General features: G+C 67.3%; 12 protein-coding genes and 2 tRNA genes. 6 read left to right on the forward strand and 8 right to left on the reverse strand.

Annotated features, from left to right (window positions below):
- Positions 1 to 10 precede the first annotated feature (10 nt).
- From ACP59X_RS06645 to ACP59X_RS06660, 4 genes are all read right to left on the reverse strand, one after another.
- The gene (locus ACP59X_RS06645; RefSeq protein WP_428566676.1) at positions 11 to 703 is read right to left on the reverse strand and encodes a hypothetical protein; all 693 of its coding nucleotides are present in this window, start codon (positions 701 to 703) and stop codon (positions 11 to 13) included.
- A 519-nt stretch (positions 704 to 1,222) separates the two neighbouring features.
- Positions 1,223 to 1,435, reverse strand: coding sequence for a hypothetical protein (locus ACP59X_RS06650; RefSeq protein WP_428566680.1), 213 nt, complete (start codon positions 1,433 to 1,435; stop codon positions 1,223 to 1,225).
- 191 nt (positions 1,436 to 1,626) lie between these two features.
- Positions 1,627 to 1,703, reverse strand: a tRNA-Asp gene (locus ACP59X_RS06655).
- 11 nt (positions 1,704 to 1,714) lie between these two features.
- Positions 1,715 to 1,790, reverse strand: a tRNA-Val gene (locus ACP59X_RS06660).
- 136 nt (positions 1,791 to 1,926) lie between these two features.
- On the opposite strand from ACP59X_RS06660, the gene ACP59X_RS06665 reads away from it, so the two are divergent.
- Together ACP59X_RS06665 and ACP59X_RS06670 are read left to right on the forward strand one after the other, a co-directional pair.
- A complete protein-coding gene (locus ACP59X_RS06665) occupies positions 1,927 to 2,793 on the forward strand; it encodes an alpha/beta hydrolase (protein ID WP_428566685.1) in 867 nt (288 codons plus the stop codon).
- Positions 2,794 to 2,888: 95 nt separating this feature from the next.
- Entirely contained in the window at positions 2,889 to 4,439 is a 1,551-nt protein-coding gene (locus ACP59X_RS06670; RefSeq protein WP_428566690.1) for a sensor domain-containing diguanylate cyclase, read from the forward strand.
- Here ACP59X_RS06670 and ACP59X_RS06675 read toward each other — a convergent pair.
- Positions 4,436 to 5,704 carry a type IV pilus twitching motility protein PilT gene (locus ACP59X_RS06675; protein WP_428566694.1) on the reverse strand — a complete coding sequence of 423 codons (1,269 nt, stop codon included), beginning with the start codon at positions 5,702 to 5,704 and terminating at the stop codon, positions 4,436 to 4,438. The two genes, ACP59X_RS06670 and ACP59X_RS06675, sit on opposite strands and share 4 nt — an antisense overlap.
- Before the next feature lie 8 nt (positions 5,705 to 5,712).
- Complete coding sequence (locus ACP59X_RS06680) at positions 5,713 to 11,190, reverse strand: alpha-2-macroglobulin family protein (RefSeq protein WP_428566698.1); 5,478 nt, start codon at positions 11,188 to 11,190, stop codon at positions 5,713 to 5,715.
- A gap of 124 nt (positions 11,191 to 11,314) precedes the next feature.
- Between ACP59X_RS06680 and ACP59X_RS06685 the strand changes: the two genes are divergently transcribed.
- Entirely contained in the window at positions 11,315 to 12,187 is an 873-nt protein-coding gene (locus tag ACP59X_RS06685; RefSeq protein ID WP_428566701.1) for a hypothetical protein, read from the forward strand.
- A 51-nt stretch (positions 12,188 to 12,238) separates the two neighbouring features.
- On the opposite strand, the gene ACP59X_RS06690 is transcribed toward ACP59X_RS06685, so the two are convergent.
- Both ACP59X_RS06690 and ACP59X_RS06695 read right to left on the reverse strand, forming a co-directional pair.
- The gene (locus tag ACP59X_RS06690) at positions 12,239 to 13,111 is read right to left on the reverse strand and encodes a shikimate 5-dehydrogenase (RefSeq protein ID WP_428566705.1); all 873 of its coding nucleotides are present in this window, start codon (positions 13,109 to 13,111) and stop codon (positions 12,239 to 12,241) included.
- A 107-nt stretch (positions 13,112 to 13,218) separates the two neighbouring features.
- The gene (locus ACP59X_RS06695; protein ID WP_428566707.1) at positions 13,219 to 13,953 is read right to left on the reverse strand and encodes a Smr/MutS family protein; all 735 of its coding nucleotides are present in this window, start codon (positions 13,951 to 13,953) and stop codon (positions 13,219 to 13,221) included.
- Positions 13,954 to 14,162: 209 nt separating this feature from the next.
- On the opposite strand from ACP59X_RS06695, the gene ACP59X_RS06700 reads away from it, so the two are divergent.
- The 3 genes from ACP59X_RS06700 to clpB all read left to right on the forward strand — a co-directional run bounded on the left by ACP59X_RS06700 (position 14,163) and on the right by clpB (position 18,181).
- Complete coding sequence (locus tag ACP59X_RS06700) at positions 14,163 to 15,179, forward strand: DnaJ C-terminal domain-containing protein (RefSeq protein ID WP_428566711.1); 1,017 nt, start codon at positions 14,163 to 14,165, stop codon at positions 15,177 to 15,179.
- 19 nt (positions 15,180 to 15,198) lie between these two features.
- Positions 15,199 to 15,513 carry a chaperone modulator CbpM gene (locus tag ACP59X_RS06705; RefSeq protein ID WP_428566715.1) on the forward strand — a complete coding sequence of 105 codons (315 nt, stop codon included), beginning with the start codon at positions 15,199 to 15,201 and terminating at the stop codon, positions 15,511 to 15,513.
- Between the two features lie 67 nt (positions 15,514 to 15,580).
- Complete coding sequence (clpB, locus tag ACP59X_RS06710; RefSeq protein WP_428566718.1) at positions 15,581 to 18,181, forward strand: ATP-dependent chaperone ClpB; 2,601 nt, start codon at positions 15,581 to 15,583, stop codon at positions 18,179 to 18,181.
- Positions 18,182 to 18,347 lie beyond the last annotated feature (166 nt).

Here is an 18,347-nt window from a genome sequence, read left to right on the forward strand (position 1 = left end):
CAACTTCACCTTACAGCCAATCGGCCCGATGGCCACCTCGCACATCCCGTCCAGGCTGGAGGTACCCCCCCCCGGCCTGGACGACCCCAGAATTTACACCACCTCCGTGGACTCTACCAACCTCCGATTTCGGAGTTTTTGACCACCATGCCAAAAGGTGGGATTTCCCACCATTTCCCGACCACCAGGATAATGCAACCCTGAACCCCATTTGCCCAGCGTGCACGATTCTGCCCTTTCTCCATGGCGACAAGGTGCGATTTGAAATCACGGCTTTCGACGGGCGCAATTTTACGCCGGTCGGCATGGCACTCGACGCCCGCAATCCTGCGGAGGCTGACCCGGCAGGCGACGGCACAATTCTGCGCTGTCCTCCCATCGGTGACGCTGCCTGCCGCTTCTCCTTCTCTTCCTTGGCCCGTTGTGCGGCCTCGTAGGCTTCGGCCTTCTTTCGGGCGGCGTCCTCTTCCTGGCGGATGACGGAAAGGGTGTTCTCGATAAGGTAGCGAGACCACTGCTTGCCGAGGAAAGCGTGGATGGTTTCGATTCCGGGTCCAGCTCCTTTGACCTTGGCGAAGGCTTGGCCGTTGTCGATCATCGGAAGAATCGTTCCTCCGCATACAGAGGAACGAAATTCCTCCCACGTCCCATACTTCTCCAACTCCGCTTCGATGAAGGACTTGGCGGCCTTCACCGTCTCCATGATGACGCCGCAATTTTGCGGAGTCCGCTGTTTTGCTCCCCAAATCTGGTGAGCAAAGCCTAACCGCCCACTGGTAATCCTCAAATCTGAGGAAAACCCGCTGTGGCGCTGTAGTTGGCCGTCTGGTGCGTTTTTGCCGTCTGCGTGACCTTTGCACCGTCTGCCGAGAAAACGGGGCTGTATCGGGCGCTAATGCGGTCGGTCTGGACCTGGGGCTGGTTTGATCCTCAGTTTTGAGGAGCAAAGACCATGGCCGGGGCGGGGCCGGGAATAGCGTCGGTGATGGCGACGGAATAGGGTCAGAGTTTCTGACGGAATTTCCAAGGGTGTCAGGACTGCGGACCCCCTTTGCGGCGGGGCATGGCTTTGGAGCCTGGGAGGTTTCCGCCGGTTTTGGCGAATACCCGCAGGCCGAGAGTGAAGGATTCTTCCCTGTGGCGGCCTGGCAAGTTGATCCTGCGTCAACTCGACGGTGGACGCGGCACTGAGCGCAATTTTACGCCGAGTAGGCCGGGCGAGCTATTCCACTTTCCCGAACATCCCTTCCACCAGTTTTTCGGCATCGACTTCCATGTGGCAGTGGTCAACAAACCCGTCCGATAGGTCGAAGACTAATTCCTCAAAAACAGCACGAGAAACCCCGGCCCGCTTCCAAGGCTTGGCCGCTTCGTACTCGCGGCGAGACACCTTGAGGACTGCCCACGGCTTTTCCCGCTTCAGGTTCTTGAGCATGGTGGTGGAGAGCATTCCCTGCCAGGAGGTTTCTAGAGGAGGGGAGGGGGGCAGGGGCGGCGACCTGAATATACCCGTCTTTTAATATCGAGTAGGACCGATTTTGACGTTGCGTGTGGGGGATAGTGTGGGGGAAAATCCTTCGGCAAAGAAAAAGGGAGTCAGATTTTCATCTAACTCCCTGGATTTCCTGGCGGGGCCGACGAGACTTGAACTCGCGCCCTCCGACGTGACAGGCCGGCGTTATAACCAGCTTAACTACGACCCCGCATGTATCTCTGGTAGGCGGAACAGGACTCGAACCTGTGACCCTCGGCTTGTAAGGCCGATGCTCTCCCAGCTGAGCTACCCGCCCGCCCGGCGAGACACGGTATCTACGCACCCCGGCCCCCGCCGTCAACGATTTTTTTCGGCCTGGCAAAAGTTATTTATTTCAATTGGAATTTCAGTACGATAATGAGGGGTTGCGCCGTCGCTTCCGAGGTCCGCCCATGACGATACTCCATCTGTTCCTGTGGTCGCTGGCGGGGGCCTTTCTCGCCTTTTCCATGGTAACATACGGAATTTTCACGTATTTCTGTCTGAAACAGCCGCCGCCGCCCAGGCTTTGGGCGGCCTGTCACGGCCGGCGCCTCGCCTGTCTGGCCTGGGGGCTGGTCACTTCCCTTGGCGGCCAGGTGCTCGTTTGCCTGAGCTATCCCTTCGGACGGCTCTTCGAACGCCTGACCTGTCGGGACCGCCGGGGGCAGGGACCGGTGGTTCTCTGCCTGCACGGGCTCTACCACAACCCGACCGCGTTTTGGGGCCTGCGCCCGGCCCTGCTCCGGGTCGGGCTGCCCCGGGTGCTGTGCTTGGGCTACAACAGCCTGGGCGCGACGTTCGAAGAACGGGCCGGCGAGCTCGCCAGGCGCGTGCGCGCCCTGGTGCCGGGCGAAACCCCCCTGTGTTTCGTGGGGCACAGCCTGGGCGGCCTGCTGGCGCGGCGGCTCGCCGCCGAGCCGGACCTGGCCGGGCGCACTTGCGCCCTGGTCACCCTGGGCGCCCCCCATGGCGGCAGCGTTCTGGCCGCCCTGGCCGTGGGCCGGTTGGGCCGGTCGCTTGCGCCCCACGGCCCGGTGGCCGTGGCCGTGGCCGCCTTGCCCGATCCGCCGGGCGCGGCCTTGCTGTCGTTGGCCTCGCCCGTGGACAATCTGGTCGTGCCCCTTGGCGGGCTTGCCCTCGGGCGCAGGGCCTGGCGCGAGGAAGCCACGCCGCCGGCCTCGCATATCGCCATGCTGTATCATCCGGCGGTCCTTCGCCGCGTCGCGGCCTTTCTGGGGCAGGCGATCGCTGCCCGGGTGGCCGGTGCGCCTTCGTGACAGTGTAAACGGACAACGGCGTTGCGTCTGACGGCCGGCTCGGGTTAGAATGGAAAAGACCCGTCGTCCCAGGGCATTCCTGCATGGAGAAGGCCATGTCGCATCCCGGACCGCCCCGAATCGGTTTTCGCGCCTGGCTTGCGCTGCTGGCCATGCTGGCCGCCGTGCCCATGACGCTTTTTTCCGTGCTGACCTTGCTGGTGGTGATCGAACGGCAGCGCGAGGCGGAAAATGTCGCCCTGCAGCACCGGGCCGAGGCCATTGCCGGGACCTTGGACCGGTACCTGTCGGCCCGGGTCTCCATGCTGGCGGCCATTGCCCACGGCGACGCCGCCAGGCAAGGCGATATCCAGGGCATTTACAGCCACGCCGCCCGGATGGCGCCCTATGAATCGGCCCTGGAAGCCATCGCGCTGATCGACCGGACCGGGGCCATCCTGTTTAGCACCCAATATCCTTACGGGGAGGCGTTGCCCGACAGCCGGGATCCGGCCGGGGTCCGGCAAATCATCGACACCGGCCTGCCCTTGGTGTCGGGGCCCTATGTGGGCGCGCTCACGCCGGTACCGCTCGTGGCCGTGGGTGTTCCCGTCTTCGTCGCGGGCCGTCCCCGCTACGCCCTGCGGGCCATGACGCCGGTTGGCGAACTGCGGGCCTTTTTGCAGCAGCAACGCCTGCCCCTGGAATGGTCCGCGTCCATCCTGGCCGGCGACACGGGGATCGCTTCCTACAGGCACATGGGTGCCGCGGGGGAAGCGCGCCGGGACGGGCCAGCCGGGGAGGGCGCGGCCGGTGAACAGGGTGCGGGCGGCGAGCCGGGAACGTCTCCGCTGGTCCTGACCCGGGCGGCGGTGGGGGATTGGAGTTGGACGGTGGTGATCGCCGTGCCCGAGGAAGCGTTTGTCAGGCCGCTGCGCCAACTGCTGGTGCGTTTTGGCGTGGGCGGGCTGCTGTGCCTGCTGCTCGGCCTGGCCGCTTCGCTGTGGCTGGCCCGGCGGCTCGACCGCGACGTCAGCAACCTGGCCACGGCCTCGGTGGCGCTGGCGACGGGGGAGCGCCCCTACGACGAAGGGGTCATCATCCGGGAGATGGGCGAGGTTCGGGCCTGTCTGCTGGCGGCCCGGGACCGCGAGGAACAGGCCCTGACCGATCCCATCACCGGTTTGCCCACCCGGGGGCGGTTCCAGGAACTGGCCGAAAAGCTGGAATGCCGGGCGCGAAACGAACCCGGACTCGGCTTGGCGGTGCTTTTCGTCGACCTCGACGGCTTCAAGCTGGTCAACGACGTTCACGGCCACGAACAGGGCGACCGGGTGTTGGCCGCGGTGGCCCGGGTGCTGCGCCAGCACATCCGCGAAACCGACGTGGCCGGCCGGCTCGGCGGGGACGAGTTCGTGGTCTGCCTGGCCGCCCCCGCCGGGCATGTCCGCGAGGCGGCCGCGGCCATGGCCGTGCGCATCGTCTCCGGTGTCGCCGCCATCGGCTACGGCCTGGGCTGCAGCATCGGCGTCGCGGTGTGCCTGCGCTGCTCCCCCAGCCTCAAACGGGGCCTGGAACTGGCCGACGCGGCCATGTACGAGGCCAAGCGCCTGGGCAAGAACCGCTACGTCCTGCGCCTGGACGAAACCAGGGACGAGTCGGGCTAGGACATGTTGCGCCGCATCTGCTCCACGAGTTCCTCGAGGGGCACGTCGTCGTCGATACGGTAGGGACCGGAGGCGGCGCCCTCATCGATGTGCGGCGCGTGCTGGGCCGTGGGCGCGGCCGGGGGCTGGGACACGGAAAACGGCGCCTCGCGCGGCTCCATGGCCTGGCGCGGCTCCATGGGCTGGCGCAGCGGCTGTTGGGGCGGCACTTCCACGGGGCGCACGGGGGGCGCCGTGCCCTGGCCCGGGCGGAAGGCCACGGTGGGGGGCGTGAGGTTGGTTTTCTTGTCCAGGAAATCCTCGCGGTAGCGGTCGAAGGTGAACATGCCCTCGCCGCGGCCGGCCTGCATGATGCTTTCGAGCTGGTTGAGGCGGTTTTCCCGGATGATGTTTTTCACCGAATTGTTGGTCCGCAAAATGGCCATGACCGGGGCCCGGAAGCCCACCCGGGGCAGGATCTCCATGCGCTGCACGACGACCGCCCCGAGGCTCGAGGCGATTTGCGCCCGGGCGAAATCCTGGGAACCTTCGCCGAAGGCGTTGCACATGCGCAGGATGGCTTCCTCGGGCGTGCCGGCGTGCAGGGTGGCGATGACCAGGTGGCCGGCCTCGGCGGCGTTGATGGTCAGGCGCATGGTCTCCGGGTCGCGCAGCTCGCCCACCATGATCACGTCGGCGTCCTCGCGCAGCACGTCCATGAGCCCCTGTTCGAAGCTCGGGAAATGGGCGTCGAGCTCGCGCTGGTCCATGAGGGCCCTGTCCGAGAAAAAGCGGTATTCGATGGGGTCTTCCAGGGTGATGACGTGGGCCGAGCGGGTCTGGTTGATCTCGCGGATCATGGCCGCGATGGTGGTGGACTTGCCGTTGCCCGTGGGGCCACAGATGAGGATGAGGCCGTGGTGCAGGGAGCACAGGTCGCGAAGGGACGGATGGATGTTTAAGGACTCGAAGTCCGGCACCCGCGACGGCAGAAAGCGCACGGCCAGGCCCAGGCCGTCGGCGGAGTAGAAGGCGTTGAGCCGCATCTGGGCGTCCTGGAGATAGGTGGAGAAGTCCACGGACCAGCGCTCGGCCAGTTGGCGGCGCTGGCGCTCGGTGGTGATGCGGCGCATGAGCTCGTCCATGTCGGCGGCGTCGAAGATGATCTCCCGTTGGAAGTGGAGGTGGCCGTTTTTGCGCACGGCCACGGGCTGGCCGGTGCGGATATGCAGGTCGGTGATGCCGTTTTTGACGCAGGTGCTGACGAGTCGGGCGAATTTTTCCATGACGGTGGTTACTTGGCCGCCGCATTGACGGTCAGTTTGGAAATGGGGCCGCCGGCGCGCAGTTCCGGGGCGTACATGGCCTCGGCCTGGGCTGGCGGTACGGTGAAGCTGCCCGGCGTGACGGCCCGAAGCAGGGCATAGGACACGTGCCATTTGTCGTCCGGCAAATCGAGGAAGGAAAGGGTGCGGTCGTCGCGCATGTCGAGGTAGGCCGGCGCGGTGTCCTCGCCGCCCGGCTCCATCCAGGGCAGGCGTTCGGTGGTGGCGAGCCTGGGGTTTTCCACCTCGAGCCCGGCCGGCAGCAGGTTTTCCAGCACCACGTTGGCAACCGGGCCCTTGGTTGCCCGCACGGCCAGCCTGGCCACCACCAGCGCCCCCTGGGGCAGGCTGGCCCCGGCGGGCAGCGGCGTGCCGTCGCGGGAAAGAAACGTCCGCTCCACGGCCAGGCCGGCCGACTGGGGCGCATAGGCGGCCGGGGTCGGCACGGCCCGGGTGCGCACGCTGTAGTAGCAGGCCCCGGGCTCGAAGCCCTCTTCCACGGCGATGCGCAGGTCGCCCGATTGCGGCAGGCCGCGAAGGCTTAAGACCTTGTCGCTGGAGAAATCCGACAGCAGGCCCGTGCCGGCGTAGAGCATGCCCGAGAAGGGTTTTCTCGCCTGCTGGCGGGCGTAGAACTTGCCCAGGGCCAGCAGCGCGAAGGCGTTTTCCTGGGTCGAGGGGTAGGGCTCGCCCTCGAGCAGCCGCCCCACCTCCAGGGCCAGGCTGGCGATGCGCGGGTCCGCGGGCGCGGCGTCGATGAGGGCCGACAGGAACAGCGCCTTGTCGCGCAGCGGCGAGGACAGGTTGCCGCCGGTCTGCTTGGGCGTCTCGCCGCCCGGGATCGGCCCGGAGACCAGGGTGTCGGCGGCGCGGGAGTTGCCCACGGCCGCGTAGGCCGCGCCGAGCAGCCCCCGGGCCTCGGCCGGCAGGGACTTGGCCCGGGTGTCGCGCAGGTTGTCCATGGCCCCGATGTCGGCCCGGCCGGCCTTGGCCTGGACGAACAGGGCATAGGCGGCCAGCGTCAGTCCGTCCGGCGTGGCCAGGTCGGCCTGGCGGCCGGTTTCGCCGGCGAAGGTCAGGGCCTGGGACAGCACGCCCTGGTCCACGGGGTAGCCGGCCCCTCGCGCCTCGGCCAGGAAATGGGCGGCGTAGAGGCTCATCCAGGCCTGCGGCGTGTCCCCGCCGGGCCACATGGAAAAGCCGCCGTTGTAGAGCTGCATGCCGGTGACGCGCCGGATGGCCGACTGGGCCATGGCCTGGGGCGTTTGGCCCTCGAAGCCGCCCGGGTCGAGGGCCCGGGCCAGGTCGGCGAAATAGAGCAGCGGAAAGGCCCGCGACACGGTCTGCTCCAGGCAGCCGTAGGGGTAGGCCAGAAGGGCCTTGAGGTTGCCGGTGAAGCGGATGAGCGCAAACCGGCCCACGGTGACGTCGAGCTTGGCCGTGCCGGGCACGAATTCGCCCGAGACCAGTTCCGGCACGGTGAGGCTGGCCGCCTCCAGGGCGCCGGAGCGCACGGTGGTGCGGGCGGGCAAGGGTGAGCGCACGGGGAGGCGGGCCGTATCGGCCGAGGACTCGCCGTTGCCGGAAACGGCCACGGACAGTTCCGCCACGCCTTCGGCCTCGCCGGCCGTGACGGGAAAGGACACGGTGACGGCGGCGCCGTTGGCGATGGCGGCGCTTCGCGTGGGCTCGGCCACGCGGGCCGGGCCGGCGGCGGTCAGGGACACGGCGAAGGTGCCGGGTTTGCCGGTGTCGTTGCGCACCGTGACCGGAATTGCCGCCGCGTCGCCGAAACCCAGGAAGCGGGGGAAGGACGGCAGGAGCACCAGGGGGCTTTTGACGAAGGTCTTGGCCTCGGCCGCGGCGAACCTGCGCCCGGAAATGCCGGCGGCCATGAGCCTGACCTGGCCCTGGAATTCCGGGATGTCGAAGGAGACCTTGGCCTTGCCCGTGGGGCCGACGCTCACCGGACCGGACCAGAAGGCCACGGTGCGCAGGGCCGGGCTCTGGGAGCGCACGAAATTGGACAGGTCCTCCAGGGAATCGCCGCCGCCGGCCAGGGCCTTGCCCATCACGGGCGGCACCTCGGGCAGAAGCAGCGAGAAGGTGTCGAAGGTCTCCACCTGCAACTGGCGCTTGGCATAGAAAAAGGCGAAGGGGTCGGGCGTTTTCTGGGCCACGAGCTGGAGGATGCCCTCGTCCACGGCGGCAACGGTCACGATGCTGCCGGCCGGGGCCGACACCTCGGCCGTGAGCTTGCCGCCCGGGCGCATGGAGGCGGGGGCGGTTATGGACAGCGGCAACCTGCCCGAAGCCCGGTCCACGGCCATGGGCGCCGCGCCGAAAGCCCGCGAGGGCGATTCGGGCGTGACGTCGCCGACCTTCTTGACCAGGGTGGCTGTCACGTAGACCCCGGGCATGTATTCGGGCTTGACCGGGATGAGGATCTCGCCGGTGTTGCCGGCCAGGGGCACGACCTGCACGTCGCGCACGCCCGAGCCCTCCACGGTCACCAGCAGCTTGCCGGCGAAGGGGGCGCGCACCTGGAAGCGGGCCGTCTCGCCCGAGGCGTATTCGGCCTTGTCGGGCTTGAGTTCGAGCCTCGCCGGGTTTTCCACGGCCCAGGGCGAATAGCCGAAGCCGCCGGCGTAGAATTCGAGCTGGGTGGAGGCGCCGGTGCCAGGGTCTTCCAGCACCAGCCGGTAGCTGCCGAAGGCCGGGGCGGTGAAGCTGGCGTTGCCCTTGCCGCCCTTGGCGGCCAGGGTCCGCGTTTCCACGGCCTTGGGGTCGCGCACGGATTCGTAGGTAAACGCGCCGTCCGGGTTTTTGCGCAGCACCGTCTGCCAGGCGTCGCGGTAGAGCGTGGCCGACAGTTCCGGGGTGTCGACGAGGCTGCCGTCCGGGGCGACGACCACGTAGTCGAAGCGCAGGGGTTTGCCCGGGGTGGCCGCCTCGCTGGCCAGGCGCTTGAGGCCGGGGTAGGCGGCGTAGACATGGACCGGCATCCGGGCCAGGCCGGTCACGCCCCGGCCGCCGCCCTCGCGCACCCGGGCGGTGAAGATGGCTTCCAGGGCGGCCGGGGGCGAGAGGTCCTCGGGCAGGCTGGCCTCGAAGGCCGCCTGGCCGTTGGCGTCGAGGTTGCCGGCCTCCTGGAGGATTTCCGTGTCCTCGAAGCTGCGCTCCGGGTCGCCGAAGACGTAGTCGGCGAAGCCCTTGGGGGCAAAGGGCGCCTTGACCAGGCGCACCTTGGCCTCCACGGCCAGGTCCGCGCCCGGCGCGCCGAACAGGTACTGGCCGCTGACGGTAAAGGGCAGGTTCGCGCCGGGCTCGGCCGCTTCCTCGCCGGCCTTGACCGAAACGCTTATCCGGTCGGGCACGAACTCCTCGACCTGGAAGCGGTACTGGCCGATGACCGTCTCGCCGACCACCAGTTCCAGGGTGTAGGCGCCGGTGAGGGACTGGGTCGGCAGGGCCTGGCGCAGGCTGACCATGCCCTCGGCCCCGGTGACCACGGCCTGTTCGCCGACCTTGCGGCCTTGCGGGTCGTTGAGCCGCACGGTCACGGGCATGGACGGCGGCACGCCCAGGCGCGCGTCGCGCACCACGGCCAGGCCTTCCAGGGTCTCGCCCGGGCGGTAGATGTCGCGCTCGCCGTAGAGAAAGGCCGTGTAGCCGGCCGTGGGCATGACCGCGCCCGAGACGTCGAGGCCGGTGGTGTCCACGCGGAAGCGCTCGTAGAGCAGGTAGCTCACGTCCGCGCCCTTTTGCACGACGATGAGGTAGGGCCGCTTGTCGCCGAGGGTTTTGGGCGGCACCTTGGCCGCAAAAAGCCCGCGCTCGTCGGTGGTGCCGGCGGCCAGTTCCTGGTTCTGGTAGGAGAGCACCTTGACGGACGCCCCGGTTACGGGGGCGAGGTTGGCGTAGGAGGCGGTCCAGACAAGCAGGTCGCCCTGGCCCTGCTTGGCCACGATGCCGATGTCCGTCACCAGGATGTAGCGCTGGGCGCCCTGGAACTTGCCGGGCACGGTCAGGGCGACGCGGTACAGGCCCGGTTCGTGGCCCTGGATGTATTTTTCCAGGTTGACCGGGGTGGTCACCGAGGCATTGTTCTTGTAGCGCAGGGGAACGCGTTCGCTGACCAGGCGGTCGCCGAAGCTCGTATTGACCGAGCCGCCGCCGTAGTCGTCGTCGAAGACGGAATAGTCGGTGGCGAAGAAGGGAAAGAGGTTGTTGAAATAGACCCGGTCGATGGACAGCTCGGCGGCGTTGGTGTTGATGCTTTTGATCGCCAGGTTCTTGTAGCCGTTGCGGGACAAGAACATGCCCTGGTCCTTGAAGTCGACCGAGGGATCGAGGTCCGGGATGCGCACGACGCGGCTGGCCGTTTCGTCCAGGACCGCGCCGTCGCCGGCTGTGAGCCCCTTGTCCACGGTGACGGTGTACTCCCGGCCGGGTTCGAATTCGCCGCTGACGAGCAGGTCCGCGCCGTCGGCGGACAGGGTCGTTTCCACCCCCGGGTCGATGGTGATATGGCCGGCGGCGGCGTCATCGGCTGGCACGGGCGTGGAAAAGGCCAGCCGCACCGTGGCCGCGCCTTCCTCGGAAGCGGCCTTGATGTCGCGCAGGCGCAGGTGCGGGTCCAGGGCCACGGGGATGACGGCCACGGCCTCCCGGGCCAGGGCCACGTCGCCCTTTTCCGGCCGCAACCCCGTGGTGATGGCCACCTTCACGTCGCGTTGCTGGGCGGTCTTGACGATGGGGTCCGAGACGAAGCCGATCTTTTTGGAGGGATAGGTGGTGGTCAGGGACACGGCCACGGGCTTGTCCGGCGAGTTCGGGTCGAGCAGGGCGATGTTGTCGGCCAGGACCTTGGGGTCGACGTTGCGGTTGAAGACCGCCTCGCCCCGCACCACGACCATGGCCCCGCCTTCGGGCGCCGGTTCGAGGTGGGCGGTCAGGCGCGTGGCCTCGAAGGCGCCGTAGGCGGTCTTCCAGACCTCCTGGCCGGTCAGCGACTGGGGCGGTGACAGGAAATCGGCGCCCTTAAAGGACAGGGTGTAGGTCGTGGCCTGGGCGAAGCCGTCCTTGGGCGTGAACCGCAGCATCCAGGGCGACACCCAGGCCCATTGTCCGGCGAGGGCCGGTTCCAGCCCGGCCGGCGGTGCCTTGGGGGCCGAACCCTCCACGGCTCCGGCCACGGGCCGGTCGAAGGCCGCCAGGAGATAGCGGCCGCGCTCGGGGTCCATGCCCACGCCGATGACGCGCACGGCCTCGGCGTTCGGGACCGGGGCCGGGGCTTGGGCCGTGGGCTTTGGCGCGGGTGGCGGCGGGGGCGGGGCCGGTTGCCGCGCAAGCAGGACGAATTCCCCCAGCGCGATGCAAAAAAGGACAAGGATCAGAATGTCTTTGACGCGCGAGCGCGGATTGCCGGGTTGCGGACTGTCCATGCGGCCCTCCCATGGAGCCAGTAATACGCCGCCGGCGTTTTTTTTCAACCATGCCGGGGCAACGGGCGCATTTGCAAAAACGCCGCGGTCTGATACCCGGAGTCACCCCAGCCAAGGAGCCACCATGCGTCGCCCGATCTCCCGGATTGTGTCCCTCGTCCTGCTTTCCCTGTGCCTCGGCACCGACCCGCTGCTGGCCGCGCCCGAGCAGGAAGGCAGCAAGAAAACCCTGTACGGCATGTTTCAACAGAGCGCCATGGGCGGTATCAACTTCGTCGATCCCCAGGAGCCGGAAGTCGTTTATATCCCGTTCGACGCGACGTCCATTCTGAGCGACGACCTCAATGTCAAGGTGCAAGTGCAGGGCAGTATTGTCAATTCCTTTGTTCGTAACGGGAAAACCTACCGCATCATCACCGTGGACAGCGTCAAGCCCATGACCGCGGAATACGGTGCGACCACCATCGCTTCCGGCCAGCATACCGGACTGCCCGGCACGGATGCCGTCACGGTGCACACCTACCACAACAAGACCTGCTACCTCTACGACCGCTACGCCGTGCTCGAACGCCTGGCGGCCTACTCCAACGGCCACGACCTGCGCGTGCTGGCCCGGGGCGGGGCCGACAACCCCGACGCGGTCTGCGAAAGCCTGGAAGGCTCGCCGCTTTTTGAAATCCCCAACGACGGCGACTTCACCTTCGCCGGGCTGTCGGGCGACATCCTCTTTATCCGCAACGGCCAGGCCGACGCCGTCCATGGCCTGCTGGCCGTGAACCTGACCCAGCAGAAGCAGATTCTCGACGCCACGGTCCTGCCGGGCGCCAGCGTCGCCAAGGGGGCGCTGCGCTACGCGGCCGTGGCGGGAGCGCAAAAAGGCAAGGGGGCAGGCACGGCCAAGGCGGCCTGCCCGGCCGGGAAGACGGCCGCCCAGGACATGTCGCTGGATTTGCGCACCGGAAAAAGCACGGCCGTGGGCAAGGTCACCTGCCGCTAAGAGGCCACGACGGGGCGGCGCCTCGTGTGGCGTTCGCTAAAAAATAATTATTTAAGTCTGTTGCTCTCGAAATTCGTATGCACGAATTTCGAGAGCGCGACACGAGGCGGCGCTTCGCGCGAACGCGGCGGCCGTGGCGACCTGGTCGTTCGAAGGGCGGACCCCGGTGTACAGGACGAACTGTTCCAGGGCTTGCAACACGATGACCGCGTCGCCGGTGAGCAGCCGTTTGCCGTGGGTCCGGGCGCGGGCCAGAAACGGTGTCTCGGCCGGCATGGCCACGACGTCGAAGGCCGTTTCGCAGGCCGCGATGCGGTCCTCGGGAAAGGCCAGGGCGTTCTCTTCGGGGCCGCGCATGCCCATCGGGGTCACGTTGATCAGCAGCGGCGCGGACAAACCGCCCAGTTCGGCCTGCCAGGCGTAGCCGTAGGCGGCGGCCAGGGCCGGCCCCGTGGCCGTGTTGCGGGCCACGATGCAGCCGTGGCCGAAGCCCAGGCCCTTGAGGGCGGCGGCCACGGCCTTGGCCATGCCGCCGCTGCCGCGAAGGACAAAGGGCGTCGCGGGCGCGATGCCGGCCCGGGCCACCAGTTCGCGCACGGCCAGGTAGTCGGTGTTGTAGCCGGTGAGCACACCCTCGTCGTTGACGATGGTGTTGACGGAATCGATGGCCTTGGCCGAGGCCGCAAGGCCGTCGAGCAGCGGGATGACCGCTTCCTTAAACGGCATGGAAACGGCGCAGCCGCGCACGCCAAGCGCCCGCACGCCGCCGATGGCCGCCGGCAGGTCCGTGGTGGTGAAGGCCTTGTAGACGTAGTCCAGGCTTAGCAGTTCGTAGAGCCGGTTGTGGAAGCGCGAGCCGAAATTGCCGGGCCGCGCGGCCAGGGACATGCACAATCGCGTGTCGCGCCCGATGGGCGGTTTCACCGGCGGCCTCCCTTGTCCCGATGCTCCTGCATAAGCGGAACTCGTTTCATCTGGCATGCTACTCTGGCAGTAGATTTATAAAACATAACTGACGTTATGTTTTGGAATTAGCCGAAATCCGGCCAGTCCTTTTCGAAACGCACCTTGCCCTTGATCTTTTTGAATTTGCGCAGCAGCACGTAGAGGGCGCCGGCGCCGCCGTGGCGGGGCTGGGCCGTGGAAAAGGCCAGGACCACCCGTTTGAGGGGATCGCGGGTGAGCCAGGATTTGAGCTCTTCCTTGAGCACGGGGATGCCGCCCGGGGAATTGGCGCCGCGCCCGGGAATCAGGAGCAGGCAGCGCTTGCCCGAGAGGTAGTGCTCGCGCACGAAATGCAGAAGCGACAACTGGGCCTGGTCGGCGTTTAAGCCATGCAGGTCGAAGTGGGCCTCCGGGGAGAACTGGCCGGCGCGCAACTGGCGGTAGACCTTGGGGTCGAGGTCCGTGACGAAGCCCTGGACGTATTCGTCGCTGTATTCCAGGGTGAATTCCACCTTGCCCGACACGAGGTCCTGGAGGGCGGCCAGGGCTTTTTGCTCCTCGTCGGCCGGGGAGGGGGGCGTGGGCGGCGGGGCGGCGGGGTGGACGTCGCGGCCCTTGGTCTTCTCGCGGTCCATGGGGGCGACCCCGCTCATGGCCCGGAAAAAGGCGGTTTCGTCGGTGTCCGCCGGGGTGGGCGGCGCTTCGGCCTTGGCCACGGCCTTGGCCACCACGTCCGGGGCGTGTTTTTTCTTGGCGACCTTGAGGCCCTTGAGGGCCTCGGCAAAGGGCCGGTTGGCGTCCGCTGGATCCTTTTTCGACATGGCGGCGCAGGCTAGCGGCAAGGCCGGGGCTTGGCAAGCGGACAGGCGGGAAAACCGCGCGGATGCTGGCCTTTGGCCCCGGGCTGGTATAAAACGGAAACGGCCGGGACCGCCGGGATAATCCGCCGGGATGGTTGACGGAATCGCGGTGCGACTTATTATGTAAACTTGCCGGGCAACCAGCCGGACCAACGGGGGAAGTAGCCACTATGAGCGTGGAATATAAGGATTATTATAAGCTCCTGGGTGTGAGCAAGACCGCCGGCCAGGAAGAAATTTCCAAGGCTTTCAAGAAGCTGGCCCGAAAGCACCATCCCGACCTCAACCCCAACGACCCCGAGGCCGAGAAGAAGTTCAAGGAATTCAACGAGGCCTACGAGGTGCTCAAGGACCCGGAAAAGCGCAAGCTCTACGATTCCCTGGGCCCCAACTGGCAGCACGGCCAGAATTTTCAGCGCCCGTCCGGGTTCGAGGGCGGGGGCTACAGTTTCAATGGGCAACAGTTCGACGCCGGCGCCTTTTCGGATTTTTTCGAGACGATTTTCGGCGGCGCCGGCGGCGGCCGCACCCGCTATGAACGGGGCGGCAATTTCAGCGACCTGGGCGGCGGTTTCGGCGGCTTCGGCGGTTTCGGCGGTGGCGGCGGCTATGCGCCCGGGCCGACGCGCGGCTCCGACGCCAACGCCACCCTGGAGCTGACCCTGGAGGAGGCCTACAAGGGCGGGGCCAAGGCCATCACCCTCCAGGAGCAGGCCATCGGCCCGGACGGGTCGCCGCGCCTGGGCACCAAGACGCTCAACGTCAACATCCCCGCCGGCGTGCGCGAGGGTGGCAAGATCCGGCTGTCCGGCCAGGGCAATCCCGGCCGGGCCGGCGGCAAGGCCGGGGACCTCTACCTCAAGGTCAAGATCCTGCCCCATGCGCTTTTCAAGCTCGAGGAGGGAAACGTCATCCTCGACCTGCCGCTGGCCCCGTGGGAAGCGGCGCTGGGGGCCAAGGTGCGGGTGCCGACCCTGGACGGCGCGGTGGAGATGCACATTCCGGCCGGCTCCTCGTCCGGGCGCAAGCTGCGCCTTTCCGGCAAGGGCCTGGGCGGGCAGGGCAAGCGCGGCGACCAGCTGGTGCGCCTGATGGTCCAGGTGCCGGCCGGTGTCACCGACGCCCAGCGCGAGCTTTGGGAACAGCTTGCCGCCGCCTCCACGGATTTCAGCCCCCGGTCGTTTTAGCGCCGCAAGCGAGGTCGTCATGGACATCACGCAAATCGTCATCGCCACCGTGCCCGCCCGGTCCGAGCGCCTCAGTTTCGCCCAGGTCCAGGAACTGACGGGACTGCATCCGACCATCGTCGGCGAACTCATCGAGCTTGGCTGGATCAACCCGGAACGCACCACGGCGGACGCCTATCTGTTCCGGCCGCGCGACATCTATCGCTTGCGCAAATTCGACCGCATCAGCCGGGATTTCGACCTGCCGGTCCTGGGCGCGAGCATCGTGGTCGATCTTCTGGAGCGCATCGAATACCTGGAAAACAAGGTGCGCGAAATGAGCCGGCTCGTCTAGGGCTGGCCTCTTGCATAAAACAACATCGCTCTTATCTCTGCCGTACTGACGGAGGAGGTTGCCCTATATGGATCTCAACAAGTTCACCCAGAAATCCCAACAGGCCATCAGCGAGGCCCAGGCCGTGGCCGTGCGCCTGGGCCAGCAGCAGATCGACGCCGAACACCTGCTCTATGCCCTGCTCACCCAGCAGCAGGGCCTGGTGCCGCGTATCCTGGACAAGGCCGGCTACAATACCGAGGCCTACCTGGCCGAACTGGAGCGCGCCCTGGGCCGGCTGCCCAAGGTCAGCGGCCCCGGCGCCCAGCCCGGGCAGGTCTACGTCACCCCGCGCTTCAACGAGATACTGGTCAAGGCCCAAGACCTGGCCAAGCACCTCAAGGACGAATACGTCAGCGTCGAACACCTGTTTCTGGCCTTTTGCGACGAGCCGCCGGCGACCATCGCCGGCCAGGTCAACAAGGCGCTGGGCATCGACAAGAACCGGATACTCACCGCCCTGACCGAGATTCGCGGCGGCCAGCGCGTCACCTCGGCCGACCCCGAGGGCACCTACGAGGCACTGACCAAGTACGGCCGCGACCTGGTCGACGCCGCCCGAAAGGGCAAGATCGACCCGGTCATCGGCCGCGACGAGGAAATCCGCCGCGTGATCCGCATTCTCTCGCGGCGCACCAAAAACAACCCCGTGGTCATCGGCGAGGCGGGCGTGGGCAAGACGGCCATCGTCGAGGGCCTGGCCATGCGCATCGTCAACAAGGACGTGCCCGAGGGCCTCAAGGACAAGACCATCTTCGCCCTGGACATGGGGTCGCTCATCGCCGGGGCCAAGTACCGGGGCGAATTCGAGGAGCGCTTAAAGGCCGTGCTCAAGGAGGTCCAGACCTCGGAAGGGCGCATCATCCTTTTCATCGACGAGCTGCACACCATCGTCGGCGCGGGCAAGACCGAGGGCTCCATGGACGCGGGCAACCTGCTCAAGCCCATGCTGGCCCGGGGCGAGTTGCACTGCATCGGCGCGACCACGCTCGATGAGTACCGCAAGTACATCGAGAAGGACCCGGCCCTGGAGCGGCGCTTCCAGCCGGTGTTCGTGGACGAGCCCACGGTCGAGGACACCATCTCCATCCTGCGGGGGCTTCGCGAGCGTTTCGAGGTCCACCACGGCGTGCGCATCAGCGACTCGGCCATTGTCGAGGCGGCCGTGCTGTCGGCCCGCTACATCGCCGACCGGCAGCTGCCGGACAAGGCCATCGACCTCATCGACGAGGCGGCGGCGCTCATTCGCACCGAGATCGATTCGCTGCCGGCCGAGCTCGACCAGATCAACCGCAAGGTCATGCAGCTCGAAATCGAGCGCGAGGCGCTCAAGCGCGAGACCGACAAGGCCTCCCGCGAGCGCCTGGGCAAGCTCGAGGAGGAGCTGGCCAACCTCAAGGAGGACCAGGCCGGCTTCCTGGCCCAGTGGGAAAAGGAAAAAGGCGCGGTGGACGTGCTGCGCCGGCTCAAGGAAGACATCGAAAAGACCAAGCTGGCCATCGAGGAGGCCGAGCGGGCCTACGACCTCAACCGGGCCGCCGAGCTGCGCTACGGCAGGCTGGCCGCCCTGGAGCGGGACTTGGCCGGCCAGGAGGAGGCCATTACCAAGGCCGCCGGCGGCACGCGCCTGATCCGCGAGGAGGTCGGCCCGGACGACGTGGCCATGGTCATCTCGCGCTGGACGGGCATCCCGGTGACGCGGCTTCTGGAAAGCGAGCGCGAAAAGCTCCTGCGCCTGGCCGACGTGCTCCACGGCCGGGTGGTGGGCCAGGACGAGGCGGTCACGGCCGTGGCCGACGCCGTGCTGCGTGCCCGGGCGGGGCTCAAGGACCCCAGCCGGCCCATCGGCTCGTTCATCTTCCTGGGCCCCACGGGCGTGGGCAAGACCGAGCTGTGCAAGACGCTGGCCGCCGCGCTCTTCGACTCCGAGGACAACATGGTGCGCCTGGACATGTCCGAATACATGGAGCGCCACACTGTGGCCCGGCTCATCGGCGCGCCCCCCGGCTACATCGGCTACGACGAGGGCGGGCAACTCACCGAGGCCGTGCGCCGCAAACCCTACTCCGTGGTCCTTTTCGACGAGATCGAAAAGGCCCACGGCGACGTGTTCAACACGCTCCTGCAAATCCTCGACGACGGGAGGCTGACCGACAGCCACGGCCGCACCGTGGATTTCAAGAACACGATCATTATCATGACCTCGAACATCGGCGCCCAGTACATGCTCGACGGCATCGAGCCCTCGGGGGAATTCAAGCCGGGCGTGTCCGAGGCGGTCATGAACACCTTGCGGGGCCATTTCCGGCCGGAGTTTCTCAACCGCGTGGACGAGACCGTGCTGTTTAAGCCGCTTTTGCGCGAACAGATCGCGGCCATCGTGGAGCTCATGCTCGGCGGGCTGCGGGCAAGGCTTGCCGACCGCAAGATCGGCCTGGAACTGACCGAGGCGGCCAAGGCCTTCATCGCCGAGACGGCCTACGACCCGGTCTTCGGGGCCAGGCCCCTGCGGCGCTACCTCCAGGCCCACATTGAGACACCCCTGGCCAAGGCGCTCATTGGCGGCGTCGTGGCCGACGGCCAGACCGTCACCGTGGACGTGCGCGACGGCGCCCTGGCCTTTGTTTGATCCGGCCGGATGCCGATAATTGGGACGGGGCCTCGCCGCTTGGCGGGGCCCCGTTTTTTTGCGGCGGCCGCTGTCTGCGGGCACAGGCTTGGGGCCGAGGTGGGGCGCCGCCGGGCGGGTGCGGGCAAAGGGCGTCCGGCAGGCCTAGCGTGCCTGCTCCGGGGAG

The sequence above is a fragment of the Solidesulfovibrio sp. DCME genome (genome assembly GCF_049995385.1).
Classification (GTDB): domain Bacteria; phylum Desulfobacterota; class Desulfovibrionia; order Desulfovibrionales; family Desulfovibrionaceae; genus Solidesulfovibrio.